17 protein-coding genes and 1 pseudogene are annotated in these 25,297 nt (G+C 70.3%); 4 read left to right on the top strand and 14 right to left on the bottom strand.

Annotated features, from left to right (window positions below; translation table 11 throughout):
* Positions 1 to 433: 433 nt before the first annotated feature.
* From WMF29_RS48425 to WMF29_RS48400, 6 genes and pseudogenes are all read right to left on the bottom strand, one after another.
* Positions 434 to 4,034 (bottom strand): annotated as a pseudogene (locus WMF29_RS48425) (DVUA0089 family protein).
* 101 nt (positions 4,035 to 4,135) lie between these two features.
* Complete coding sequence (locus WMF29_RS48420) at positions 4,136 to 4,777, bottom strand: NAD(P)-dependent oxidoreductase (RefSeq protein ID WP_437326792.1); 642 nt, start codon at positions 4,775 to 4,777, stop codon at positions 4,136 to 4,138.
* Between the two features lie 103 nt (positions 4,778 to 4,880).
* The gene (locus WMF29_RS48415) at positions 4,881 to 5,654 is read right to left on the bottom strand and encodes an endonuclease/exonuclease/phosphatase family protein (RefSeq protein ID WP_437326791.1); all 774 of its coding nucleotides are present in this window, start codon (positions 5,652 to 5,654) and stop codon (positions 4,881 to 4,883) included.
* A 224-nt stretch (positions 5,655 to 5,878) separates the two neighbouring features.
* The gene (locus tag WMF29_RS48410) at positions 5,879 to 6,445 is read right to left on the bottom strand and encodes a cytochrome c maturation protein CcmE (protein WP_437326790.1); all 567 of its coding nucleotides are present in this window, start codon (positions 6,443 to 6,445) and stop codon (positions 5,879 to 5,881) included.
* 238 nt (positions 6,446 to 6,683) lie between these two features.
* Positions 6,684 to 8,276: an RNA polymerase sigma factor gene (locus WMF29_RS48405; RefSeq protein ID WP_437326789.1), complete on the bottom strand. Its 1,593-nt coding sequence runs from the start codon at positions 8,274 to 8,276 to the stop codon at positions 6,684 to 6,686.
* A 104-nt stretch (positions 8,277 to 8,380) separates the two neighbouring features.
* Positions 8,381 to 8,917, bottom strand: a complete 537-nt coding sequence (locus WMF29_RS48400) for a sigma-70 family RNA polymerase sigma factor (RefSeq protein WP_437326788.1) — start codon at positions 8,915 to 8,917, stop codon at positions 8,381 to 8,383.
* A 628-nt stretch (positions 8,918 to 9,545) separates the two neighbouring features.
* Between WMF29_RS48400 and WMF29_RS48395 the strand changes: the two genes are divergently transcribed.
* Positions 9,546 to 10,631, top strand: coding sequence for a hypothetical protein (locus WMF29_RS48395; protein ID WP_437326787.1), 1,086 nt, complete (start codon positions 9,546 to 9,548; stop codon positions 10,629 to 10,631).
* Positions 10,632 to 10,778: 147 nt separating this feature from the next.
* Here the strand turns inward: WMF29_RS48395 and WMF29_RS48390 are convergent, their stop codons facing one another.
* The 7 genes from WMF29_RS48390 to WMF29_RS48360 form a co-directional block, all read right to left on the bottom strand.
* On the bottom strand, positions 10,779 to 11,855 hold the full coding sequence (locus tag WMF29_RS48390) for a hypothetical protein (protein ID WP_437326786.1): 1,077 nt from the start codon (positions 11,853 to 11,855) through the stop codon (positions 10,779 to 10,781).
* Between the two features lie 264 nt (positions 11,856 to 12,119).
* The gene (locus WMF29_RS48385) at positions 12,120 to 12,893 is read right to left on the bottom strand and encodes a phosphoenolpyruvate--protein phosphotransferase (RefSeq protein ID WP_437326785.1); all 774 of its coding nucleotides are present in this window, start codon (positions 12,891 to 12,893) and stop codon (positions 12,120 to 12,122) included.
* Positions 12,894 to 13,321: 428 nt separating this feature from the next.
* On the bottom strand, positions 13,322 to 13,807 hold the full coding sequence (locus WMF29_RS48380) for a hypothetical protein (RefSeq protein WP_437326784.1): 486 nt from the start codon (positions 13,805 to 13,807) through the stop codon (positions 13,322 to 13,324).
* Between the two features lie 47 nt (positions 13,808 to 13,854).
* Complete coding sequence (locus WMF29_RS48375) at positions 13,855 to 14,022, bottom strand: hypothetical protein (RefSeq protein WP_437326783.1); 168 nt, start codon at positions 14,020 to 14,022, stop codon at positions 13,855 to 13,857.
* Between the two features lie 474 nt (positions 14,023 to 14,496).
* Positions 14,497 to 14,892 carry a hypothetical protein gene (locus tag WMF29_RS48370; protein WP_437326782.1) on the bottom strand — a complete coding sequence of 132 codons (396 nt, stop codon included), beginning with the start codon at positions 14,890 to 14,892 and terminating at the stop codon, positions 14,497 to 14,499.
* Positions 14,893 to 14,937: 45 nt separating this feature from the next.
* Positions 14,938 to 15,759 (bottom strand): hypothetical protein, encoded by an 822-nt coding sequence (locus WMF29_RS48365; RefSeq protein WP_437326781.1) that lies wholly within the window; start codon positions 15,757 to 15,759, stop codon positions 14,938 to 14,940.
* A 370-nt stretch (positions 15,760 to 16,129) separates the two neighbouring features.
* Complete coding sequence (locus tag WMF29_RS48360) at positions 16,130 to 17,281, bottom strand: AraC family transcriptional regulator ligand-binding domain-containing protein (RefSeq protein ID WP_437326780.1); 1,152 nt, start codon at positions 17,279 to 17,281, stop codon at positions 16,130 to 16,132.
* 498 nt (positions 17,282 to 17,779) lie between these two features.
* On the opposite strand from WMF29_RS48360, the gene WMF29_RS48355 reads away from it, so the two are divergent.
* The 3 genes from WMF29_RS48355 (at position 17,780) to WMF29_RS48345 (ending at position 20,554) form a co-directional block, all read left to right on the top strand.
* The gene (locus tag WMF29_RS48355) at positions 17,780 to 18,445 is read left to right on the top strand and encodes a hypothetical protein (RefSeq protein ID WP_437326779.1); all 666 of its coding nucleotides are present in this window, start codon (positions 17,780 to 17,782) and stop codon (positions 18,443 to 18,445) included.
* A 68-nt stretch (positions 18,446 to 18,513) separates the two neighbouring features.
* Complete coding sequence (locus WMF29_RS48350; protein WP_437326778.1) at positions 18,514 to 19,524, top strand: S1 family peptidase; 1,011 nt, start codon at positions 18,514 to 18,516, stop codon at positions 19,522 to 19,524.
* Between the two features lie 181 nt (positions 19,525 to 19,705).
* Positions 19,706 to 20,554 carry a class I SAM-dependent methyltransferase gene (locus WMF29_RS48345; protein WP_437326777.1) on the top strand — a complete coding sequence of 283 codons (849 nt, stop codon included), beginning with the start codon at positions 19,706 to 19,708 and terminating at the stop codon, positions 20,552 to 20,554.
* A gap of 184 nt (positions 20,555 to 20,738) precedes the next feature.
* On the opposite strand, the gene WMF29_RS48340 is transcribed toward WMF29_RS48345, so the two are convergent.
* Positions 20,739 to 23,921, bottom strand: a complete 3,183-nt coding sequence (locus tag WMF29_RS48340; RefSeq protein WP_437326776.1) for a fibronectin type III domain-containing protein — start codon at positions 23,919 to 23,921, stop codon at positions 20,739 to 20,741.
* Between the last annotated feature and the right edge of the window lie 1,376 nt (positions 23,922 to 25,297).

Raw genomic sequence — 25,297 nt, 5'->3', positions numbered from 1 at the left:
CCAGCCGAAGTATCACGCACCCGCGCCGAGAGAGGCGGTGTAGGGCGGCGCCGCGAGGCGCGGCCGAGGGCGCGAATCGCCGGGGAACGCCAGGGCGGGCGCGCGGGGGGGCGCAGGCGAGGCACAAGGCAGCTCCGCGCCGCCCCCGGCGCTCGATCTACCTACCTACCCACCGAAGACCACCGAAGACGCCCCGCGAAGGCGCTTGTGGGTATGGCCCTCCGATGCGGCTCCGATGAGCACCGCGGAGCCACACCGCGCGGCGGCGCGACGGAGCGCGGCAGTCTCGCGATGATGGGATATCGAGACATCGAATCGCCGCGCGGCGGCGGGTGCGTCCCGGCCTCCCGGCGGCGCCCCGGCGCCGGACGCGCGGCGTCCCGGCCGGATGGGGCGACCGGCGATCCCGGACGTCCGGCGGCGTCCGCGCTCCTCAGCGGAGCGTGACGGCCAGCCGGTAGTCGAAGAGGGCCGCGGTGCCCGAGGCGCCAGACGCGGCGCGGACGCGGAGGAAATACCGCCCCGCCGGTAGCGCGTGAGCCCCGGGGTGGCGCGGGGCGTCCCCGGTGCCGTCGAGGATCGAGCAGTTGCCCCGGCCGCTGTCGTCATCGTCCGCGATGAGCGAGCCCCCGGCGTCGAGCAGCGAAAGCCGGCTGTCGATCTCGAGCGACTCGCACGTCTCTTCGCCGCCCTCGATGATCTCCGCGCGGATCGACCGGCCCTCCGGGACATCCACGGCGTAGAAGTCGAAATCGTCGGTCGTCCGGGCGCCGGCGATGAACACATCGGAGCCGACGGATCCGCTCGCGGTGGCGACGGTGCCATTCGGCTCCTCCTCGGCGCCCGCGGGCGCGAGGATCTTGGCCTGGAGGAGGTAGAGCGGAAACTCCGCGCCGCCCTCGCGCGCCGCGACCTCGACGTCGTGGTCGCCGGAAGGCAACGCCACGACGAGCGCCGAGCATCCGCCGATGCCGCCCGCGTAGGCTGCGTCGGAGAGCCCCTCGTCCGTCGCGACCGTCCCGCCCGCCGCGTCGAGCACGCGGAGCGTCGTGAGGAGGCCTCCCTCGCAGCCCGCCGCGGTGCCGTCGAAGACCTCGAGGCGCACGACCGAGGCGACAGGCAAGCTCAGGTGGAACACGTCCCTGTCGCCGCCCGCGGCGAGGCTCGCCGCGAGGAGCGCGTCGCCCGAGATCACGAGATCGTTCGCCCCGGCCTGCGCGGGGGTGTCGTTCGGCTCGATCTCGGCGGTCACCGCCTCGAGCTGGCAGGCGGCGCTGCACCCGTCGCCGCCCGCGGCATTGCCGTCGTCGCACCCCTCCGGCGCGTCGAGGAGGCCGTCGCCGCAGACCGGGAGCCTCTCGCAGCGGGCGCTGCACCCCGCGCCGCCGTCGCACTCCTCGGCGCCCTCCCTCACCCCGTCGCCGCACGAGGCGTCCAGCGAGACCCGCAGCGTGTAGCGGGCCCCCGGCTGCTCCGGGAAGCCGCTGACACGGACATGGTATGTCCCGGGCTCCAGGTGGCGCGCCGCGGCCCCGCCCGGGCTCCGCGAGTCGATGAGCGAGCAGGCGCCGATCCCGCCGTCGTCGTCGGAGGCGAGCACCGTCGTCCCGTCCGACGAGAGGAGGGAGGCGACCGTGTCGACGCCCTCGGCGCACCGCCCGGGGCCGCTCGAGTCGAAGGTCTCGATCCGGAGATCGGATACGGTCGTGAGCCGCAGGGCGAAGAGGTCGACATCGCTGTCCGGCTCGAGCACGCCGGACACGAGCGCTCCCGGCGCGACAGCGCCGTTCGCCTCGGCCTCGGCAGGGGTCGAGTTGGGCTCGATCTCGGCGATCGCCCCCTCGATCCGACAGGCGGCGTCGCAGCCATCCCCGCCTGCGGTGTTGCCGTCATCGCAGACCTCGGGCTCGTCGACGAAGCCGTCGCCGCACACAGGGATGCGCTGGCACGTCGCCCCGCACGCGGCGCCGCCGTCGCACTCCTCCAGGCCCTCGACCACGCCGTCGCCGCAGACGGCCGTCGTCCGCGCGCGCAGGGTATATCCAGCGATGGAGTCTCCTCCAGCGTCGTGGACGCGCACGTAATAGCGGACGTGATCGACGCCCGGCGCGGAGACGGAGGCGCGGATACGGGAGCACCTGGCCTCGCCGCCGTCGTTGTCCTCGGCGATCACGGCGCCGTCGGGCCCGAGGAGCTGCAGCGCGGTGTCGATGCCGCGGCAAGAGGTCGGGCCGGTCGCGTCGAAGGTCTCCACTTCCAGCTCGGCCAGGCCGGGGACGTCGACGGCGAAGAAGTCGACCTCTCCCGGCGGAGAGATCGACGCGGCGAACAGCGCCCCCGCCGCGGTCGCCTGCCCCACGGTGGCCTGGCCTCGCGCGTCGTTCGGCTCGATCTCCGGGAGGGTCCCCTCGAGCTGGCACGCGGCGCTGCAGCCATCTCCGCCCTCGGTCCCGCCGTCGTCGCACGTCTCGGCGCCGTCGATGGCTCCGTCGCCGCACACCGCGATCCGCGCGCACTCCGAGGAACACCGCTCCCCACCATCGCACGCCTCGCCTTCCTCGATCACCCCGTTGCCGCAAAGCGAGGTGAAGGCGATGAGGAGGTCGTACCCCGGGATGGAAGCGTCGTTGTCGAACTCCTCGACGGTCACATAATACGTGCCCGGCTGGAGCCGGGTCGCCCTGTCGTCGACGCTCGAGTCGATGAGCGAGCAGGCCTCGGGGCCGCTGTCGTCGTCGCTCGCCAGCACCGTGGCGCCGTCCGTGTCGAGCAGCTGGAGGAAGGTGTCGACTCCCTGGACGCACTCGTTCAATCGCCCGGGGCTGAACGTGGCGAGCTGGACGTCCGCGAGGTTCGGCACCTCGAAGGCGAAGACGTCGATATCGCCGACGGGCTCGATCGCCGCCGAGACGAGCACGTTCGGCAGGAGCACGGCGCGCCCGTCCGCCTCCGCCGCGGTGTCGTTCGGCTCGACCTCGGGAGAGCGGAGCTCCAGCTCGCACGCGGCGCTGCAACCGTCACCGCCCGTCGTGTCGCCGTCGTCGCAGAGCTCCGGATCCTCCAGCACGCCGTCGCCGCACACCGAGGTATCCAGGGTGAGCGAGAGCGTGTAGTCGAACGTCGCGGGCTCCGCCTCAGGGGAGATCTGCACGCGGACGAAATACTCGCCGGGGCTCAGCTTGCGCAGCGCCAGGAAAGAACAGTAATCGTCGTCGGCGACATCGTCGTTGTCCTCGATGCTCGCCAGGCTCGCGTCGAAGATCGCCACATGGGTATCGACGCCGAGCGAGCTGCACGTCGTGCCCAGCGGGCCATCGAGCGTCTCTGCCTTGATGCGCCCGATCGACCCCTCGGGGACGATCACCGAGAACACGTCCACGTCGGATCCGGGGTCGATGAACGCGCGGATTCGACCGCCGGGCGCGATGGCGAAGGCGTCGTTGGCCGAGGTGAATTCGTCGTTCGGCTCGACCTCACAGCCGGACTCGATCTGACACGCGCGCGAACAGCAATCGCCGTCCTCGTCGCCGCCGTCGTCGCAGGTCTCCGAGCCGCCCAGCGCGCCGTCGCCGCACCCGCTCGTACAACGGCTCGGCGCGCCGGCGCACGCGAACCCAGGCTCGATCGCGCAACCCGGATCGCACCCGTCGCCAGCGGTCCGATTCCCATCGTCGCACATCTCGGCATGAGCGCTGACCGTTCCATCGCCGCACACCGCGCCTGGCGCGCCGCCGTGTCCGCCGCTGCCGCCTTCTCCACTGTTGCCGCCCTCTCCGCCTCTACCTCCCTCTCCTCGATTGCCGCCCTGTCCGCCGCTGCCGCCCTGTCCGCGACTACCACCCTCTCCGCCGCTGCCGCCGACTGCGGGCGAATCGATCTTGCTGCGGTCCGGTGCGACGAGAAGCTCGCACCCGGTCAGGGCAATCGGCGCCAGACCGAGGAACAATGGGAGAGCCGTCCTGGGAAAGGAGATCATGGTTTCTGAGGCCTCTGCTCGGCAGCGTCGCGGGAATCACGGTGATCGCGGCATTCATGGCGATCACCGCAGGCGCGCCGCAGGCTGGCCACGACGGCGGGGGCGGCAGCAGACCGATGCTCCGCGGCTGCGTCAAGACATGACGAGCGCGCCGCGCTCTCAGTACGTCACGACGATCGCCTTGCGGAGGTATTCGTCGCTCTCCAGCTGGGAGAGCATGAAATACGCCAGGTCCTCGCGCGAGATCGTGGGACCGCCGAAGAGGTAGCCCTCCGGCGGCGAGGGGTCGACTTCGGCTCGGCACTCCTTGGTGAGCCGCCCCTCGGTGAGCTTGGGGACGCGCACGACGGTCCAGGCCACATCGCTCCGGCGGAGGGCCTCTTCCATGCGCAGCATGTCGGAATACCTGTTGCGGAGCATCGGTTTGACGAGGAGCCGGAACCAGAGCGCAGGCTGCTGCTCCTCGCCGATGCCCGCGGCGGTGACGGCGATCAGGCGGCGGACGCCATGCTCCTTCATCGCGCGCAGGACGTGGACGATGCCGTCGGAGTAGACGCGCGTCGGACCCAGGCCACGCGACCCCAGGGCCGAGAGGACGGCGTCGTGGCCGGACACGGCGCGCGACACTTGCTCGGCATCCATGATGTCGCCGCGGAGCGCGCGCAGCCGCTCATGGTGCGGGACAGGGATGGTGGCGGGCGTGCGCGCGAATGCCGAGACCTCGTGTCCGGCTTCCAGCGCCTGACGGATCAACGCGGCGCCCGTGCCGCCGGTCGCCCCCAAGATCAGCAGCCTGCTCATGGGCCGCCAGCCTACCCGGTCCGCCGCAGCGGGTACAGTTTGCGCGCGAATGCCTCAGCCATCGATGATCTGCTGGAGATCCGGGCGAGCATGGCCCTGCCCTTCAGGCGTCGAGCCGCAGCCACGCGGCCACGCCGTGGTGATCCGAGCCGGAGAACGGCGCCCGCTCGCAGCGCGTGATCGTCCACCCCTCCCCCGGTTGAACGAAGACATAATCGATGCGGCGCAGCGGCAGGCCCGCGGGCCAGGTGCCGCCCGCCTTGCCGGGGTGCGCCTGCGTCCAGGCGTCGAGCCAGGAGCCGTTTCCGGCGCTCGCCTGGAGATAACAGACCGCCTCCTCGCTGGGGAGCGCGTTGAAGTCGCCCATCAGCACGGCGCCTTGGCTCCCCGACTTCTGGCGCTCGCGCGCGGCGAAGCTCACGAGCTCGCGCACGGTGCGCGCCCGAGCGCGCTTCGACAGCGAGAGGTGCGTGACGAGCACGTCGACCACCGCGCCGGCGTGCCGGATCGCGGCGCGCAAGACGACGCGCTGGCTGTCGCGCTCGAACGGATCGTCGCGATCGAGCGTGAGCGCCTCCACGGAGTGGTCGAGCACCTCGACGTCCTCCCGGCAGAGCAGCGCGACCCCCTCGCACTCGCCGCTCGCGGCGACCCTGCCCGGCGCGAACCAGGCCCTGTATCCGCCGGCGAGCCGCGAGAGCTCCCCGGCCTGGCCGAGATCGCCGCTCGCCGCCGCCGCGTGCACCTCCTGGAGCCCGATGAGGCCGGGGCGCAGATCGCCGATGAGCCTGGCAAGCATCGTCCGGCGCCGCTCCCAGAGGGCGACTCCCCCCCAGATGTTCTGCGTCAGGACGACGAGATCGCGATCGTGGCTCAAATGCCTCCTCCTCGGGCGTCGGTCCGGGGATGTCTCTTAACCAGCTTGTCCAGGAGGCTCAAGGTCCCGCGAGCGAGCCAGTCAGCGGCCCGCCGGGGAGCGGGGAGATGGATCCAGGCGTGTCGGCGCCGCGCGGCGGCGCTTTGGGCGTGTCGGCGCCGCGCGCGGCGGCGCCTTTGGGCGTGTCGGCGCCGCGCGCGGCGGCGCCTTTGGGCGGGGACCGCTCAGTTGAGCGAGAGCGGGCCCGCGCCGGGCTGGGCGCTGCCCTTCATCTCGTGCGAGTTGGGATCGTACTTCGAGGTGCACTTGGCCATCACGAGGCTCGCCTCGAAGTCGCCGCCCTGCGAGAGCGCGCCCTCGACGGTCACCTGGACGCCGCCGCTCGGGACGTCGCGGAAGGTGTCGGGGATGACGCACTGGGCGTAGCGCACGGGCAGCGCCGCCTGCGTGCCGTGGATCTGGAAGCGGTACTCGCAGGGCGAATCGCGCTTGACCAGCGTGCCGGGCACGAGCTCGCCCTCGACCCGGACCTTGCGGCCGGCGAGCTTGTCCTTCGACGCGAGCAGCTGGTCGACCGGCGTCGCGTAGACGGCCGCTTCCTTGAAGCCGACGAGGAACAGGGCGACGAGCGCGCCCACCATGACGAGCAGCGTCGCCAGCAAGCCGAGGCTGCGCGACGGGCGCGCCTTCGGCGCCGGGCTGGCCGCGGCCGGCTTCACCACCGCGGGCGTATCCTGCTGCTCTGCGAGAGACAGCGCCTGGGCCAACTCGTCGTCCAGCTTCTTGCTCATCGTGGGTCCTTCCCGCACAGGCTAGCCCGCGCCCCACGGCCGGTCGAGCACCACCTGCATGGCCTCGGGTCCGGCCGGCGGCGTCCTCCGGCGGCGGCGGACAGCCCGACCGGAGTTCTCCCTCGCGAGCGGACCCGACGACCCCGTGCGCCCGCTCGCGGAGGGTCGAAGCGCGGGCGGCGTCAGGGTCGAAGCGCGGGCGGCGTCGTCGACCGGAGGCGAAGGCACGCGGCGGCCCTCATGGGCTGTTCACGGCCGCCTCGATGGCGGAGAGAAACAGGGCGTGAGGGAACGCCGCGCGGAACCGCTCCGCTCGCGCGCGGGCGTCGGCGCGCCGCCCGGCCTGGACGAGGGCCTGGATGGCCAGCGCCTCGCGCAGCTGGACTCTCGGGCTGCGCGGGTAACTCCGCTCGTGCAGGGCCAGCACCTCGAGCGCCTCTGTCGCCTTCCCTTCGCTGAGCGCAAGGCCGGCGCTGCTGAGCAACGCGCTCTCCTCGGTCGTGTCGTGCTCGCTGGGCGGAGCCGCCTTGCGGGGGGAGGCGCGTAACGGCGCCGCGGCCGCCGTCGCCACGGCCACCGAGGGCCCAGCGTTCGCGACGGCGTCGGCCAGGGCGAGCTCGCCCGCGGCGCGCTCGGCTCGCTCGGGCGCGGCGCGCCCGTCGTGCCCCGCTTCGGTGCGCCCGGCTCGCTCGGACGCGGCGCCTTCGACCTCGGCGCGGACGGACACCACCGGCGCCGCAGCAGGCGGCGGGAGCCCGGCATAAACCACGCCCGCGCCCACCCCGGCTCCCCCGAGGAACAGCGCAACGCCTGCCTTGATGAGCCTGGATCGCGCGATCGTGATGACCGGGCGTGTGCGCTTCTCCCCGGCGGCGCCGGCGGCCTCCACCGCGTTCGCGGGACGACGCCGGTGGGGCGGGGAGGCGCCTGCATGGGGCTGCGCTGCATGGCTGTCGGAGAGGCCGTCCGTGCCGCGGGCCAGCCCTCCGGTCGAGGCGAGCGATCGCTGGAGCTGTACCCACAGCGGTCCGGCGAGCCCCTGCGCAAGGCCGAGCCGGGCTTTGCTTGCGTCGAGCAGCATGGGTCTGTCGGCCAGGGCGAACGGCGCCAGGGCGAAGCGCAGGCGACGAAGGCCGAGCGCGTCCGGGTCCCGCGCGGAGAGGCGTTTGACCGCGGCCGTGAACTCGCTGCGGGCGCGCCTCAGCCGATCCCATGCGGTGTTCACGGGGATCTGGAGGGCCTGCGCGATGTCGCGCATGTCGCTTCCCTCGAGGTCGTAGAGCACGAACACCGCTCGTCGTTCCCTCTCCATGCGCTGGATGAGCTCGCGGACGATGCGCTGGGTCTCGGCCTGTGCGACCCGGAGCTCGGCGTCGAGCCCGGGATCCGCGAGCTCGATGGGCTCGGAATCGTCGAGCGCGAGCAGCTCCCGCTGGTTCCGGGCGAGCGCCCGGTGGCGAAGGGCGACATTGGCGCTGATCCCCGCGATCCACGGTTTGAGCGACAGGCGAGGATCGTGGTCCTCGAGGCGCCGGTGAACGACGAGAAACACCTCGTGAGCGACATCGTGAAGATCTCGAGATGCAACGCCGAGCCGCCAGAGCACCACGAGGACGTACGGGAGCAAGGTCTGATAGACCTCCTCGAACGAGGGCCGCAGGGGCGGGCCGATGGCGGGCGCAGGATCCCTATTGGGTCCGGCAGCGGGCTCTGGGTCGGGCGCAGGCGTCATCTCCGGGGCGGGAGCGGGCGCCGCCTCCGGGGCAGGTGCAGACGCCGGCGCCGGGTCGGGCGCAGGAGGGGGCGCTGGGCGCGCTCGGGGTTCTTTCATGGATAGGTAATCCGGCGAGGCCGCCCGGATCGTTGCGAAATCGTACACGGGCTCGACGCGACCGGCCGAGCGGGCACCGAACAGAGGCATCATCGGCGACGGCGTCACCGAACGGCGCCGTCACCGGACGGCAGCCTCGGTGAGGCGAGTTTCTCGGCCAGCGCCCTCCTGGCGCGACGCAGCCGGCTGGCAGCGGAATTGGGGTTCATGCCGCACGCTCGTGCCCAGGCGACGAGGCTCAGAGGCCCGGCCGCCGCGAGGAGGACCTCGCGATGGCCCGCGGGGAGCGCGGCGACCTCGCGGAGCGCGGCGCGGGCGAGGAGCCCTCCCTCGATCTCGACGGGCGACTGGTCGGCGGGCGAGGAGGGCGCGCGGCACAGGATCTCGCAGCGGACATAGGCACTCTCCCGGTAATGGGACACCTGGCGCCAGGCGACGCCGTGCAGCCATGCGCGCAGCGCCGCGCGCGCGCGCCGCCGTGGGTCCGGGCGGTACCTGCGCGCTCGGATGGCTTCCCAGGCGCCGAGGAGCACCGCCTGGAGGAGATCCTCTCGGTCGCGGGCGGGAACATGGAGGGCGCGGAGCAGGAGGACGACGAACGGCCGCTCGGCCCAGAGGGCCTCATTCGAGGGCGAGACCACCGGGTGAAGCGCCTCTCTCGGCGCGCTGCGTGCGCGGCGGCGCGTACGGGATCCCGGCGCATCGGAGGACGGGCGGCGGCCCTCCCGGCGGGGAGGGGTAGGCAATGGGGTCTTCATCGGAGCGCTATCCGGGACTGCCCCGCTTCTCGCTGCACAATCGACTGTGCCCGCGTGACCGTAGGGCGCCAGAGCGCTCGTTCTGGCGGCTGGCGGGCGACGGGCGCACGATGGGGACAGCGCGAGCCCTCATGGAGGGCGACGTGGGCTGTCGCCTGGCGAAAGATGAGAAATGGACCTCGCTCTTCGTAATGCGATCGAATGGGGGTGGTCTGCCCCGGGGGATCTCGCTCTTCGTAATGCGATCGAACGGGGGTGGTCTGCCCCGGGAATGGATCTAGCGGCGCCCTACGGCCCTCTGGTAACGTGGCCGCGCTTACCGCGACGCCCCCTCGACGGCGCCGCAGATGGAGAGGTCATGGCGGCGCGGGCACGACGTTGGCGGCGTGGGATCGTGGTGTGGTGCGCGAGCGCGCTCGGGCTCGGTGTCGCGTCCGGCGGATGCGGGTCGTCGACTGCATACCTGTGCCCGTGGGATGAGGACCAAGGACCCAAGGGAACGCCTTGTGAGGTGCTCGACCCCCCCGACGCCGGCGGAACTGGCGGGTGCGGTGGTGGCGGCGATGGCGGCGATGACTGCGCGGCCGAGGACGACACGGACGTCGCCATCGCGTCCGATTTCGGCGACCTGATCCCGCCAGCACAGGTCTGTGCAGGGCAGTGCGTACCGAAGGAGCCGCTCGGTTGGTCCGAGCCCGCGCTGCTCTGGATCGGCTCCCCCGACGGCGTGCCGAGCTGCCCTGCGACCGCGCCGATCGTCGGCTACGAGGGCTACGCGGATTTCGCGGCTCCAGCCTCGTACCAGTGCCCCGCCTGCGCGTGCGACCCGCCCGAGGCGACGTGCGAGGTGCCGATGGCATGGAGGGCCTACGCCAGCTTCCCGTGCGGCGGCCCCGAGGCGCCAGCGACCTCGTTCGCTGCCCCGGATGGGTGGGACGGGACCTGCACCTCGGTGAATGGCGTCGACACCGGACGGACCTGCGGTGGTACCCCCTGCGTGCAATCGCTCGCGATCCAGGCGCCTCGCGTGGTCTCCGCAGGTTGCGCACCGAGAGTCACGGAGGCGCCGGAGAACCCCGACGGGCCCGCTACAGTGGGAAGCTTCGCGACTGTCGCCCGCGCGTGTACCGGAAACGCGTCCCCCCCGTGTGCAGATCCGGGGATGACCTGCACGCCGGCACCGCCGATCGGCGACGCCGCGCCGCCGGAGGGGTTTCTCACGTGCATCCACCACGAGGGAGAGCAGGACTGCCCCGCCACGTACCCGGACCGGCACGTCTTCCACGCCGGCGTCGAGGATACCCGCGGCTGCGCGCCTTGCGGCTGCACCGAGCCCACCGGAGCGACATGCAGCGTCCTGGCCTCCGCGTTCAGCGACGAAGGGTGCTCGCAGCTCGTTGCGGCCCAGGTGATCACAGCCGACGCGCCCTACTGCGGGACGGTCGCGACCGGCACGGCGCTCGGAAGCAAGTCGGTGAGCGTCGTCAGCCTCGATCCCGGAAAGTGCGAAGCGTTCGGCGGCGAGGCGGTGGGCAGCATCGCGCCCACCGCGGCGGCGACGTTCTGCTGTCAACGCGCCAGCTCTGTACCGGCCTGAGTCGACAGCTCGTTCCGGGCGCAACAGCGGCCTCGCCAAGGGGGGTGGCAGGCGGCGAGGGGCGCGCGGCGACCTCCGCGCGCCCCACGCGCTCGCAACCATAGCTCCCGCGGACGCGTCCGAGGCTTCGCAAAACCGCACGGAGGCTCAGAAGAAAGCAACCAGACGGAGCGCCACCGCCTCCGAGACGGGCGCCGCGGACCACCCTTCGCCACGGAGCGGTCGAAAGTGCGTCCGATGTATGTTGATCAAGAGGTCGCCGCTGAGCTGCCCGGCGAGGCGAGCCGAAAGCGGCACCTCCAGCCCCGCACGAAACCCGAGCCCCGCGTAGGGCAGCGCGAACTCCCTGCCGGTGCGGTCCCTGACGTTCCACACCGCGCCTGCCGTGGCGACGGCGCAGCCGAAGAACCAGTCCGCGTGACCGCAGGGAACCAGTGAGGCGCTCAGCCCAGACACTCCGATGGTCCAGCCGCGGTAGGGCTCGGCGTCGATCGGAAGATCCCCGCGGGCCTCCAGCGAGAGCGAGAACCTCTCCCAGCGGGCGCCGGCGAACCCCGAGAACCCGACCGCCACCGACGGCGCCACGCCCGCGCCGAGCAGCACCCCGGCGCCCAGCTGGAGGCGCGGGCGATCCGGCGGCGGCCTCGAGCGCGGAACGGGGCGGGGCGGCGGAGCGACCGGGCGAGGCGGCTTCGAGGCCAGCGCTTTGGGCGGCGCGTCCGGCGAGACCGTTGGAGCGGCACCCCTCGGCACCGACGGGGGCAGCGGCCCTGGCAGCGGCGAGATGGGAGCGCTCTCCGGTGAAGGCGGTGCTGGCAGCAACGGGCGCATGACGGCGCTAAGGGAGAGGCCGATGTCCTCCACGAGCGCGCCGCAGATCGCGCTCGTGTGCTCCTGGCGGCCGAGATCCCGGCCATCGCGGTCGTGAAGCGCGATCTCTCCCTGGAACGCCGTCCCCTTGCGCCGGATAACCACCTCGATGAGCCACGCGCCGTCGCTCACGAACGGGTCGACCCCGCCGAGCTGGCTCTCGACGATCTGCCGGAGGCTCGGCTCCTCGGGGCACCCCTCGGTGCCAGGCCCCCGCGTGTAGGACAGGCGCGCGCCGCGCGGCGGAACCTGCGCGAGCGCCACGGGCGCCGCCAGGAAGAGCGCTGCGGCGAGCGACAGCGCGGCGCGGATCATCCTCCGGATCCGGCCGCGGGCGAGGAGCGAGCCGGACATGAGCGGATCTCCCTCAGCCGTCATCCGACGTCGTCCGTCGTCATCCGTACGATTTCCGGAAAGGTCTCCCGGCTTGTTGCGAAATCGTGCGCCGGCACCGAAAAAGAATGCACGAGGTTTAGCGCGACATTTCTCCCGAACCTGGGGAGATGTCACCTGCAATTGGGACTGGAGCGGCGCTGCGAGGTGACCGGCGGACGGTGCCGTCCTCGCGCGATGGGTGGGATGGCCGGTCGCTGCCCGGCCGGCGTGCGAGGAGCAGCGCTATCCGTTCGGCTCGGGCTCGACCTCGGTCTTCTTCCTGGCGCTGGCGGCGCGGGCCCGCTGGTCGGCGCGCCGCTCTTCCTCCGCCGCGTCCTCGTAAGGCGAGAGCAGCCGGTCACGGAGGAGCGCGTGCGTCTCGTCCTTGTCGTCGTCGTACTCGGCATGGGCCTGGACCAGGAGCGTGCCGTAAGCCTCGTGCCACGCCTCGACCGCCTTGACGGCGGGATCCGCGGCCTTCGCCTCGGTGACGCCGAGCTTCTTGCCGTACAGCTCCGTCCAGCGCTGGAGGCGGCCTGTCTCGGCCGAGAGCCCGAGACGCTCGACCGCCGCCTTCACGTCTTTGCCCTCGAGCGCCTTGATCATCGCGCTCATGCGCACCCACTGCTGGGAGTAGACGAGGCGGATGAAGTCGGTGCCCGACGACAGCACCTCCGAGCGCACCAGCAGCGCATCGCGACGGCGCGCCGCCTCGTCCTCCGCGAGCGGCAGGATGTCGTCATGATCGAAGGCGCGCTCGATGCTGGCGAGCTGGCTGCTGAACGCTCCGATGCACCGGTCGGTGCCGCGATCGATCTCCACCATCGTGGCGTCGATGCTCCCGAGCGCCTCGAGGGCCTCGGTGGACGCAATGACGGACTGGACCGCTGCGTCGACCTTGGGAGACAGCTTGATCTTCTTCGACTTCAGGGCCTCCCGGTGAGCGGCGAGCTTCGTACCTGCAACAATGCACCCGCTCGGCGTGAGCCGGCGGGCGAGAAATGCGGCTTTTCCCATCAGACCTGGCTATCGGGCGCGAGATGACCCAGCAAGGCGGCAGCACGTAGTCGACGCACCGCAGCACACCGGCGGCGTCCCCCCACGCTCCGCCGCACGCCGGCCGGCGTCCCCCCACGCTCCGCCGCACGCCGGCTGGCGTCCCCCCACGCCCCGCAGCATGCCGGCCGGCGTCCCCCCACGCCCCGCAGCATGCCGGCCGGCGTCCCCCCACGCCCCGTAGCACACCGATGGGTACAACCTCGCCGGCGCGCTCGGCGGCCCGGTCGAGACGGCGCACGACTCGTGGTTGCGCAGGCGCGCACGCTCGACGACTTCCAGAGTGACGGCGAGTGCCCGAGGCGCGAGGTGCTGGCGTCAAGGCCTCTCCTGCTCGAGGTGAGCCCACGTCGTAGGGACGCGCAAGGCGACGCGCGCTGGGATTGCCATCAGAAGCGATAGACGCCCTCGACGGCGATGCTGATGGAGATCCCAGACCAGGCGATACCTGGGATATACGCCGTATGTAGCGTGCATCTGCCGCGAAGCCTGCTCTCCGGTGCCGGGGACAGCGTCGCGCCCAGATGCAGGGCCGGCGCCAGGCCGTGCTCACGCTGGCACCACGTGTCGGCGCAGAGCGGCACGGCGAACACGTGGAGGCTCGGACCGAGCTCCAGCGTGAGCTCGCGGTGGTGGATCCCGAGCACGGCGGCGTTCACGTCGATGACGCCGATCCAGCGCAAATCCTTCAAATTGAAAAAGGAGATCGCGTTGCGGTAATGAAGGCTGCCCCATTCGGCGAACCGCCAGCCGAGCGCTACGCTGGGCTGCAGGGTCATCCCTCCCGTGGCGCGACGCTCGCCCAGCGACGTGATGCCCACGCCGAGGCCCGCCTCCAGCTCGAACTCGCCCGCGCGGGCGACTCCGGGGAGCAAGGTGACGGCGACGGCGGCAACGACCCGGCACCGCGAGAGGCCGTCGCTCAGAAGTCGCCTCCGCCCGGCGGTGGGAGCGGCGGAGGGAGGTCGCTCGCCATCGGAGGAGCGTCGTCGCAACCATCGATGTCGTTCGGACAGCTGCGCACCGGCGTCGGTGGCGGCGACCTGAGCGGGGTGCCGTGGCAGCGCACGTCCTCTACATGGAAGCTCATCTTGAAGAGCATGCGGTCCGCCGTCGACATATTCTTACCAATTTCATTAAATATCCATTTGGGAAACTCGAATTTGCTTGCACCGACACAACGCGCCACAACTTCACCCCAATCGAGGCCCTGGTTTCTGATAGCCGCCAGCACGTCTTGTGCAGTCCACCGGTCAAATCGCTCATACTCAACCCACGTCCCGCTCCCGCGGGGCTCTTCAACGTTACCGGTGCACCGAACATCGAGCACATCCGCGCCTGCATCGAGAGATTCGAGCCACGCTTGGACTCGAACGGACGCGTCGTAATCGGGAACAGAGCAGCCCAACAGAACGAATAGGAACAACAACACGCATCGCCGCATCACGCACCTCCGATGCCGCATACGCGCAACATATGCGGATACGTTGCAAGCTCGATGGTCTCACGCAACGTGAAGGAGACGTCCGAGATCGAGCGTTCCGGCGCGTTCGTGAGCGGGGACTCATGAGTAGTCTTCGGGCGGTACGGGGGGCAGGCCGAGCTCTGCCCTGATCGCATCTCTAGCGTCACGAAGCTCGCGGGTGATCTCGTTCTCGGGCTCCGCATCCCTCAACCTCTCCAACGTCGCCTCCAACTCATCTGAATACTTTTCCAGCCCGAACGTCTTTCCGCCTTCTGTCATCCGGAAGAGCGTCTCTCGCCTGGCCTGACGCCACCGCTTGTCGGCTATCTCCACATTGTAAATGGCCCTCGCGCGCTCATAACGCAGCACCACCTCTTCGCTCACGCCAAATTTCTCAGCCAGAGCGCGCCGCTCCTCGGCCGACAAGCCGCCAGACCGTATTCTGCGCCCGATCTCCCAGATGAGAAGGATGTCTTTCGTCCATTCAACGCTCATACCCATCACCCAGCCCACGCCTTGCGGCCAGCGAGAGGATGCCGGTCACCGCAGGGAAGCATCGTCGCAGTCCTCGGCGCCGTCCGGACAGTGGCCCGCCGGCGCCGGTGGCGGCGACATGAACCGCTTGTCGTCGCAGCGCACCCCCTCGACCCAGACCCTCAACTTGAAGGCCAGGACCTTCACCCCCCTGATCTGCTCGCTGATGGCGCGGGATAGCCGTCCGGGGAGGTCGTTTCGGGCTGCTTCGCGGCGTGCGGCGCGGCGACGCACCGCGATCTCCTCGTGGTCGATGACCTCGCCGTTGATGACGACCACCGATTCACGAGCGAACCATCGATCGAGTTGCTCGTCCTCCTCCCGTGTCGCGCTCTCGGGCCCCCCCTCGATCTCCCCTGCGTACGGTGCCTCGATCACCTCAAGCACCCCGGAGTCAGGGCCGACCGACTCGATGCGCGCTCGTCCTCGAACGGACGCACCGTCCTCGGGCAGGACGCACGCCAGCAGAGCCAGCAGGAACAACGAGACGTATCGTCGCATCACGCACCTCCGGCGCCGGAGGCGCGCCAGGTCGTCCACTGCGCTGTCAACCCCGCTGAAGCCAGCCGGCGCAACCGCACACGCGCCCGTCTGGAGGCCGAGCAATCCGGCAGCCCCAGCGCACCCAGGATCCGTCCTTGTGGCATCAGCGGAATCGGACGCGCCGGGCTTTTGGCCGGCCTGCATGTCGGTACCCCGGTGAGCGTCGCACGCGCTGCGCTCGTGACCAGGCAGGTCGCTGACCTCCACGCCATCGCGCCGGCCGGGCGCAGGAGGGCTGCCCGCCGCCTTGGCTGCGTCGACGGCGAAAAACGCGGGGCCGAGCATCCGGCGCACCGATACAATCGCGTCCCCCACCGCACGAGACGACGGTACCTGTAGCGATCGCTCGGCGTCAATCTGGGTCAGGCACGGACCGGTGGGGTGGTGAACGGTTCAGACCGGGAGCCTGGGTTGCACCCGGACGGAAGGGGAGCCTCGGTTGCATACGTCGTAGAGGACCCACGACGGAAGAGCGCTGCACACGATCTTATGAATCATGCAAGCTTCGGTCCGTCGAGCCGCTCATGATTGAGGAATCAGGGAGGTAGCGCGTCATAAGCAACGCGAACACGGCTCCCTTTCCGCTTGATGCTCAGGACGCGTATAATGGCTCGGCGCGCCACGCTTCATCGCGCAGCGAACCGGCTTCTTTTACCTACGCGCCGCGCCGCGCGGCCATCGCGGTCTCGTCATCGCGCGCCGTGCGCTCTCGTGGAGCGGGCTGCGATTCGCCGTTCTGACAAGGCGTTCCTTCACGTGAAGCCGTGTGGTTGGATGGAGGGCCGCGGCGATGCTCGCCTGTGTCGCACATGGACATGCCGCCCCGTCCCGCCAGCGGTGAGGCGGCGCCCTCGGCCACGGCGCCGGGGGTCAGCCCCGTCCACCGCTTGAACGCGCGGTGGAAGGCGCTCGGGCTCGAATAACCGAGCTCGTGAGACACGACCTTGGGCCGGGCGGCGCACAGCGCCCGCCGCGCCCGCTCCAGCCGCAGCTCCTGCAAGAGCTCGCGGTGGCTGACGTGCGCCGCGGCTAGGCGGCGCTGCAGCGTCCGCGCGCTCATCCCGAAGCGCTCGCCGATGCGCGCCAGGCCGGGGTCACCCGCGTCGAGCGCCAGCGCCAGGGCGTGCCGGAAGGCAGAGACGAACTCGGTGTCATGCGTGATGCGCTCGCGGACGTCGAGGAGAGAGAGCGCCTCCTCCGCCTGCACGACAAGGATGCTCATGAGCCGCGGATCCTGGCTGGCGATCGGCGCTTCAGCGATGGCGCGATCGAAGACGATCTCGTCAAAGCGGCCTCCGAAACGCACCGGGACGCCGAGGACCTCTTCATACATGCTCGCCGCGGCCAGGGGCGCGTGCGCGAAATGGATCCGACGCGGCGCATAGGCCGGACCGAACAGCGCCCGGGAGCGCGCGACGATCAGCCCGAGCAGCAGCTCCGAGAGCGAGGGGACGCCGCCGGGAGCGTCGTGACGGAATCGGAAGCTCTTCCCGTCGGATTCGGTCCAGACGCGACCGGCATCGGCGAGCAGCGGCAGATACCGCGTCAGGTGCGCGAACGCCTCCGCGCCGGTCGTGCTCGCCACCGTGAGGTAATCCAGGATGTCGAGGCTCCCCAGGGGGAGCTGCCGGGCAGCGCGGAGGCTCAGGAGAGGACCAGCCGCCCGGTGGTCGGTGAGCGCGCTCCACACGCGGCGGACCATGGCGATGGACACGCGAGCGCCCCGCTTCTCCAGAAGACCGCTGGGGAGGGCCATCACACGCCGAACCTCCTCGGCCTCGAGCCCGTCTCGTGCTGCCGCTGTCACCAGAGCCCGCAAGAGCTCCGTGGATCCCGAACCTTGAGCCGGCACGATCGCTCATTATGTGGGCGTGTCGCGAAATGTAAACCGTCGCCAGCGACGCGATCCCGGGGTGCTGCGCCTGCAACGACGACGCAGATTGCGGTTGCGGCAGCGGCCTCCGCTCCAGGAAGAGAGCGCGAGATCGAAGCAGCGTGGGTGCAATTTTGCGATATCGCGACACGATGGCGCATTCGGTACATCGCCTGTCGCGAAGTGGAACTCGAGCCCTCGCGAGCGCGTGCTACAGCTTGTCGTAGCACCGTCTCGGCCGGAAACGCTCGCCGCGAGCAGGATGCCTGGATAGGTCCGTTCACCGCAGCAGTCCAGCGGCGAGCGGCGCCTGTTGCCTGCTGAGCGCTCGGCGGAGCCGTGTGGAATCGCGCGGACGCCCCGGCGCGCCGAGCGCACCGCGGCGATGGCGCCGGGCGGCGCTGCAATCACGAACCCTTCGAGGAGATCCGAATGAAGAAGAAGCTTGCTCTTGCCCTGTCCATGCTGATCGCGACGCTCTCCGCAGCTTGCGGCTCGGGCGACGCCACGGAGACGGAGATCGACGCGCCCGCGCCGCAGGCCGAGGCGACTTCGGCCGTCACGCCGGACCTCTTGCTGCGGACGGTGGAGAACATCGGCGCCGAGCTGGAGGCGCGGCAGGCCTCCGGGACGCTCTCGGCCGAATGGGCCGAGGCCTGGTCCAAGGCGCAGGCCATGCGGCAGCAGAGCCCGATCCAGAACTTGATCGAGCTCCTCCAGGAGGGTGCCTCTTCCGGAGACCTGCTCGCGGTCGGGTCGGACGCGATCGAGCTCTTCTTCCAGTCCTACGATCCCGTCCTGTTCGAGATGGAGCGCCAGCACGCGGACGGAACCCTCGACGCAAGGCTCACGGAGCTGCGCGCGAGCTGGCTCTCGGTCGCGGAGAAGGTGGTCGAGTCCGGCGACTCGTCCCAGAGGGCGTCGACGTACTGCTGCCGCGCCAGCGTCTCCTTCTCGGACAACTGGAGTTGCTACCAGTTCAACACGATCGGGGTCTGGGCGGCCGCGAAGTGTTCGGCGTTCTTCGCCGGGGTGCCGGTCGTGGACGGCATCCGCCTGTCGAAGGCGTCCTGCTCCAGCATCCAGGAGTGCCAGTAACCGATCCCGAGGGCGCGGCGAGCGGGGCACCCGAGCCCGGCTCGCCGTGAGCCCGGAGCCCTCGTGACATGCGCTCACGCCTCGTCGCTCTCGCCTGCGCGGCCCTCGGCGGCCTCGGGGGGTGCTCGGACGTCCTGCCCGGCGACCCCGTGGAGGAGCAGTCTTTCGCGATCAAGGACGGGAGACCGGCGACCCCAGACGCCCTCTTCGGCGCGGTCGCCGTGCTGGACAGCGACGGTGTCCAGGAGTGCTCGGGCGTCCTCATCTCACCGAGCTGCGTCGTCACCGCGGCCCACTGCGTCGTGCTCCAGGACGAGGTCACCGGGGAGCTCCTTGCCGAGCTCGGGCCAGCGAACCTGCGGGTGGCGGCGGGCGCGCTCGACGTGACGGACGCGCCGCCCGAGCAGACATTCCGTATCCGAAAGGTCGTCCGGCACCAGGGCTTCCCGGCGCCTGGCACGATCGGCGCGAGGGAGCTCGCCCGGGCGGAGGACATCGCGCTCTTGCTGCTGGAGACCCCCGTACAGACGATGCCCCCGGTTCCGCTGGTCCCGCCCGAGGCGCTGGACGACCTGCTGGACGAAGGCGCACCGGTCGTGATCGCTGGCTACGGCGCCCGGGGCGAGCCTGGCGAGCCCTCCGGCGCGCTGTACGTCGGCGAGACGCCCTTCCAGAAGCGGAACGCGACCGAGTTCTCGGCCGGCGCGCCCGGGTCGCCGGACAGCTGCCCTGGTGATTCGGGCGGGCCTGCGTGCCTCATGATCGCTGGAGAGCCGCACCTGCTCGGCGTCAGCGTCCGGGCGCTCGGCTCACCCGCCGGCGCCGACTGCGGAGACGGCGGGATCTATACGCTCGCGCCCGCATACGGCCGCTGGATAGCGGAGAACGCCGACGGAGAGGCGCCCGTAACGGGCGACGGCGAAGCGCCGGCGGCGGGCCTCGAGGGAGCCTCGCCGGGCGGGTGCGCCGTTGGCCGCACCGGGCGCTCCATGGACCACCAGAGAGGCGTCGGAGCGAACGTCGCCTTGATGGCGGGCGCCATCGCGATGCTCGTGCGACGATCCAGGGCACGCCGGTGAGATGTAGTTAGGCTTTGTATGACCAGCGCGATCAGGGGGTGCAGCTCGGGCTCGCGCGCGAGGTCGGCGACTGGCGTGAGGTTCGCCAGCGTCGCGGAGAGCCCCATGGTTGCTCGAAAGAGCGAATGCGCACCTATCCGCAGGGTTGGCGGGTGATGGATGCGCCGTTATCGTTCCGCGCATGAAACCTGGGCGCGCAAGCCGGACCGCGGAGCTCGTGTGCATGGGACGTGCAGCGGCGCACGGCGCGACGACGGTGACGCGGTTCTCCGATCCGACCGCGATGGCGCTCCTGCCCGACGAGGCGCGAGCCCGCGTCGAGCGCTTCCGTGCAGGCGTCGCGCCAAAGGGGCTACGCGGGCGCCTCGGCCGCGCGTACCTCGAGCGCCAGTCGAAGGTGATGGTCGCGCGCACGGTCGCGATCGACGACGCCATCCGAGGGGCCACGTCGCCGCAGCTCGTCATCCTCGGCGCCGGCCTCGACGGCCGCGCGTGGCGCATGCCGGAGCTGCGCGACGTCGTCGTCTTCGAGGTCGATCACCCGGACTCGCAGCGCGACAAGCGCTCACGCGTCGGGGCGCTCTCCCCGTGCGCGCGGGACATCCGCTGGGTACCCATCGACTTCGAGCGCGACGCCCTCGACGGCGCGCTCGCGAAGGCGGGCCACGATCCCGCGCGCCCGACCACCTGGATCTGGGAGGGCGTGGTCATGTACCTGACCCCGGCTGACGTCGAGGCGACGCTCGCCGTCCTCGCGCAGCGATCGGCCGCGGGCAGCCGCCTCGTCATCCTCTATCACAGCCCCGCGCTCATGCTCCGCGTGGTCGGCTTGCTCGTGCGCCGGCTCGGGGAGCCGCTGCGCTCCGCGTTCACCGCCGACGCGATGCGCGCGCTCCTCGCCAGGCACGGCTTCGGCGTCACCGCGGACGAGGACATCCACGGTATCGGCGCCCCGCTATCTCCCGACGTCGGCCGCGCGACGAAGGTGGCGAATCACCTGCGCATCGTGACGGCGGATCGCCTTTCTTGAAGCGGAGAGCGCGCGACGCGGCCCGACAGCGACCGCGCTCCACTTCCGGAGCCGGGAGGCAGCGCCCTACCTGCCCACGTTCCCATGAACGAGCCGCCGCGGCGCTCGCGCTCCCGCCCCTCCGGTTCGCCGCGCCACACTTCATCGCGCAGCGAACCGGCTTCTTTTACCTATGCGCAGGAGCTCAGAACGTCGCGAAGTACGCCCAGGGCTCGTTCCCGGCGCTGGCCTGCATGCAGTAGCCGCCGTTTCGCGTGGCCGGCAAGGTGACATTGGCGCCGTTGCAGGTCACGAGCACGCCGTTGATGCGGAAGGTCCGCCCCGCGGCGAAATTGCCGCAGTTGAGCCCTTGCAGGCTCGCGAGGGTCTCGTGGCAGGTCGCCGCAGTGCCAAGGTTGCCCGACGGGTAGCTCTGGGTCGAGAACACGACCGGGCTCGAGCAAAGGCCGCTGCAAGGAGCGCTGCCGCCAGAGCCGCCGCACACGTTCGGAGTGCCGCCGCCGCAGGTCTCGGGAGCCGTGCAGCTACCGCACGAGCTCACGCTGCGCGGCGCGCCGCAGTTGTCGACGTCATTCACGCTGCCGCAGCTGGCGCCGAGCCGCGCGCACAGCTGCGCGTCGCTCTCCGGAGTGCAGGTTCCGCCCGTCACGTCGAAGACGAGCTCGGCCGTATCGAAGAGGCCGTTCTGATCCGTGACCCGCACGACGGCCGTGCTCAGCCCGCCGGAGGGCGGCGTACCGCTCAGCGTGCCGTCGCTCGCCACCGTGAGCCAGCTCGCGCCGCTCTGCTTGGAGTACGTCAGCGTGTCGCCGAGGTCCGGATCGGCAGCCGTCCCCGCGAGCGTCTGCCCGGACAGCGCCACGTTGACCGTGGCGCCGCGCGTGATCGGATCGAACGTGAACCCGGGGGCGCGATTGGCGAGGTAGAGCGCCGAGACGGCGGGGAACTCGGACTGCGCCCTGGCGAGCTCGAGCTCGAGCTGTGGAGTCCAGCGGAAAGCGAGCCGGGCCTCGTCCTCGAGGTCCACCCCCGCGGCGCCCGAGCAGAAGTGGATGTACTCGCCGAGGTTGAGCGGGCGACCGCCGTAGCTGCTGTTGATCGTGGGCAGATGCTCGGCGAGGAGCTCGAAGAACCCGGCCAGGAACCGGCTGCCCTTGTGGTCCGCGGCCGTGTTGCCGAACTCGCCCGTATAGAGCGGATAGTACCAGTCGCGGAACCAGTGAACGCCGTAATCATCGGTTTTGAGCAGCATTTCCTCGTAGAACTGCGAGGCCATGTTCGAGGGGGTCGTGGTCAGGTGCAGGTGTACGTCGTAACCGAAGATGTCGGCCCACTTGCTGTCACCCCAGGCATTGAAGGCGGGCGAGCCCGCGATGCCGTTGTTGTTGCTCTCGACGATGTGCCCCATCTCGTGGATCAGCGACTGCAGGGCCCAGCCGTAGTCCGGCACCGACCAATCCTCGGTGTTGGTGAAAATGATGTTTCGATAGGATGCCTCGTCGCTCGAGGCGTACACGACTCCCGCGGCGTCGTAGGCGTCGCTGCCCTCGTCCCCCGGAGCGTCGTCCTGGTTTCCGATCACGTAAAGGATCGGGTCGACCATGCTGCCGTAGGTGTCCTTCGCGTACGCCCAGGCTTCGCTGATGATCGGGTTCACCCAGGTGACGCCGGTCGGGTTCGGGACGTACTGGTCGAAGTACGTGGCGATGTGCGCGTCCGAGTAGGTGCGGGTTACCGTGCGATTCTGGCCGCCGTACCAGCCGTTCTCCACGAACGACAGGGGCGGTGTGTTCGCGGTGGTGGTCGCGTTCACGGGTCCGACCGTGCTCGAGCTGCCCGCCGCGTTCAGCGCGCTCACGCGGAAATAGTAGGTCTGGCTCGGCGCCAGCGCCGTGGCGCGGAATTCGGTGCTGCCGGCGCCCGTGGTCCCGACCACGAGACCGGAGGTGAAGCTCGAGTTCGTGGCTCGCTCCACGCGGTACGACGTTTCGGGGTTGAGCTGCCCGGCGTTGTCGGTCCAGGTGAGGCGGATCTGATTGCCCGACAGGACCTGCGCGTTCAGGCTGCCCGGCGCGGCCGGCGCGGCGAGCGAGGCGCTGCTCGTGCCGAAGAGCCGCCACTCCGCGAGCTGCGTGCTGACGTCGTTGTGGTTGGCCTGGATGTGCAGGCGGTAGTGGCTGAACTCCAGGTGCTCGGGGTTGCAGGCGTACGTGCGCGTGCTGTGGCGGTTCGTGAACGACTGGTTGGTTCGGGTGTCGAGCACGGTCCAGCTCGTGCCGTCGTTCGAACCTTCGAGCGTCCAGTCCTTCGGATCGCGGACCGGAAAATCGTTGGCGGACGTCAGGCTGTAGCTTTGGACCACGGAGCTCGGCGTCTCGAGCCGGATCCAGGTGCTGGAGCTCGGCTCGTAGTACTTCGAGAACGGATTGTTGTCCGTGACCTTCGTGACCTCCTCGCCGGTGACTTCGTTTCCAGGGTGCTGCTCGACGGGCACGGACGAGGAGAGCGCGGTGATGTCCTGGAGAGCGGCGACTCCCGCGGTCGTGGCGCGCGCGGAGACCGCGGACGGGAACCCGCGCACCGCGCCGTTCACCGCCTGCACCTGATAGAGGTAGCCCGTGCCGGGAGCCAGGTTCGTGTCGGTGTAGCTGGTGGAGCTCGTGAAGAACTCCGTGGTGCCGCTGCCGTCATCGTTCACGCGCTGGACGTAGTAGCCGGTGGCGTTCGCGGCGGGCGCCCAGGTCAGCGTGACGGCGCTCGAGCTCACGCTCGGCGCGCCGAGCGCTGGAGTGCCGGGCATGGTGCCCGCCGCCACCGAGCCGCCGACGCGCAGCTCGGCAAGCTGCAGCTCGTTGTAATCGTCGTCGTCGCTGAAGTTATCACTGACGTTCAAGCGATAGTAGAGGTACGCATTCGAGTTCGAGAAAGTGAAGGACCGGGGCTGGTGCCGCGAGGTGAAGGACTCGTTCGTTCTCGTGTCGAGCACGTGCCAGGTCAGGCCGTCGTAAGAGCCCTCGAAGGTCCAGTCGCGCGGATCACGGTCCGGGTAGTCGTTGGCCGAGGTGATGTCGTACGAAACGAGGATCGACGGAGCCTGCATCCGGTACTGGATCCAGTCTTTGCGGCGGGGCATGTAGAGCTTGGTGTCGATGTCGCCGTCGTGCACCTTGTCGATGCCCTCGTCACCCGGGAGATTTCCCCACATATCGCTGACGTCGGCCGTGGACGTCGGGGTCAGATCCGTGCCGGAGAGGGCCGCTTGCTGCGACGCGATCGCCTCGACGGCGTCGGGCGAATCGAAAGAGACGCAGGCGGGCAGGCAGAAGAGCGGGAGCCAGAGATGTGCGAGGGTACGACGTTGGCGCATTGCTACTTGACCTCGTGATGGATGAAGCAAAAAGGATCGGGAGGCGGCGCAAACCAAAGGGCGCCGTCTCGAGGAAACGATTCGAGGACGTGAAGGGCGAACCCTGAAACATCCCCGCGATATTTTCGGGGGGAATTCACAGGGAGACGGAGAGAGGGGGAGTAAAGTCTCACCCTTCTCTCTGGCGCCTCGTTTGATTTCCCACCGATATTGCAAACAAAACCGGTGCAGTCAAGGGCGACCCCTGGAACATCCCCGCGAATTATTTTCGCGGGAGATTCACAGGGAGGTGGAGAGAAGGGGGGAGCAAAGCCCCACCGTTCTCTCTGATGTCTCGCTCGATTTCCCGCTGACGTTGTCAACAAAACCGACTCGATCAAGGGCGAATCGACGCGCTCACCTCCGGTGACGGAACATTGTCGATGCGAACCGCTACCTCCTGATAAAGCGACGCGATATCAACAGGTCGATTTACGCATCCAAGGGGCCGCCTTCACGCCACAGCCAGCCTGCGGGGCCGCGAGCCCCGGCGTCGCGACGAAGCCCGTTCGAGGCGCTCATCTCGCCCGACGAACCCGCCTTGCTCGGGCGCACTGCCGGATCGTCGCGGCGCTGATAATAGAACCGGATCGCCTGCCCGTTGTAGCTGATGCGCGAGAGGTAGCGGAGGGGATGGCTCTCGGGGGTGTATTCGCAAGCGACCGCGTTGCCCGACGTATCCTCGACGCGCGACAGGAGCCACGAGAGGGCCTGTCCGCCCGCGGACCGCGCGACGGTGTCAGAGGCACGGAGTCCTGCGGCCGTCCGTCCTGGTTCGGAGATGGGGTCTACCAAGGTGTATCCAGAGGCGTACACGCCGCTCCGGGCAGGGATGCAGGCGCGAGGGACGAAAGGGGCGGAGAAGCAGAGGCGGCGGACGTCGGCGCCGCAGACGCAGGCGCCTCGCCGGATCCGGTGCAGCCCGGCAGCGCCGCCGCGAGGATACCGAAGCTCAGAGCCGTGGCGCTCATCGTGCTCCGAAACATGAGAAAGCTCCTGGGGTATTGCGCATGAACCCAGCGGCGCGGGCTTGTCGGTGCGTCGATCGTCGAGGCGCACCTCGGTCGTGACAGCGCGCACGGCGCGCCGCGAGCTCGCGGGGCGCGCTTCCCTGCGCGCTCCGTCGGGCGGGTTCATCCGCTGCTACGCGGAAACCTCTCTGCGGTTTCGCGGCCGCCTCCACCGGGCCGCTCCGGCGCGCCTCAGCCCTTCACGCGGGCGACGCTCCCCCTGCGGCGACCTGGCCGACAAGGGCCCCTGGGCCTGCCTCGCACGACGAGGGACGGACCACCGCTCCGAACCAACCGCGAGCGCGCGGCCGGCGCCCGCGCTAGGCT

It is taken from the genome of Sorangium sp. So ce381 (assembly GCF_051473845.1).
GTDB lineage: Bacteria > Myxococcota_A > Polyangia > Polyangiales > Polyangiaceae > Sorangium > Sorangium atrum.
This window is presented reverse-complemented; position numbering and strand designations above follow the sequence as displayed.

What these genes read in the sequence shown, in the direction of transcription:
- WMF29_RS48370 (WP_437326782.1), bottom strand. Translation starts at nt 14,892, where the DNA reads ATGAGCGTTGAATGGACGAAAGACATCCTTCTCATCTGGGAGATCGGG.
- WMF29_RS48350 (WP_437326778.1), top strand. Translation starts at nt 18,514, where the DNA reads ATGCGCTCACGCCTCGTCGCTCTCGCCTGCGCGGCCCTCGGCGGCCTC.
- WMF29_RS48420 (WP_437326792.1), bottom strand. Translation starts at nt 4,777, where the DNA reads ATGAGCAGGCTGCTGATCTTGGGGGCGACCGGCGGCACGGGCGCCGCG.
- WMF29_RS48345 (WP_437326777.1), top strand. Translation starts at nt 19,706, where the DNA reads ATGAAACCTGGGCGCGCAAGCCGGACCGCGGAGCTCGTGTGCATGGGA.
- WMF29_RS48340 (WP_437326776.1), bottom strand. Translation starts at nt 23,921, where the DNA reads ATGCGCCAACGTCGTACCCTCGCACATCTCTGGCTCCCGCTCTTCTGC.
- WMF29_RS48375 (WP_437326783.1), bottom strand. Translation starts at nt 14,022, where the DNA reads ATGAGCTTCCATGTAGAGGACGTGCGCTGCCACGGCACCCCGCTCAGG.
- WMF29_RS48355 (WP_437326779.1), top strand. Translation starts at nt 17,780, where the DNA reads ATGAAGAAGAAGCTTGCTCTTGCCCTGTCCATGCTGATCGCGACGCTC.
- WMF29_RS48405 (WP_437326789.1), bottom strand. Translation starts at nt 8,276, where the DNA reads ATGAAAGAACCCCGAGCGCGCCCAGCGCCCCCTCCTGCGCCCGACCCG.
- WMF29_RS48385 (WP_437326785.1), bottom strand. Translation starts at nt 12,893, where the DNA reads ATGGGAAAAGCCGCATTTCTCGCCCGCCGGCTCACGCCGAGCGGGTGC.
- WMF29_RS48390 (WP_437326786.1), bottom strand. Translation starts at nt 11,855, where the DNA reads ATGTCCGGCTCGCTCCTCGCCCGCGGCCGGATCCGGAGGATGATCCGC.
- WMF29_RS48410 (WP_437326790.1), bottom strand. Translation starts at nt 6,445, where the DNA reads ATGAGCAAGAAGCTGGACGACGAGTTGGCCCAGGCGCTGTCTCTCGCA.
- WMF29_RS48365 (WP_437326781.1), bottom strand. Translation starts at nt 15,759, where the DNA reads ATGCTCGGCCCCGCGTTTTTCGCCGTCGACGCAGCCAAGGCGGCGGGC.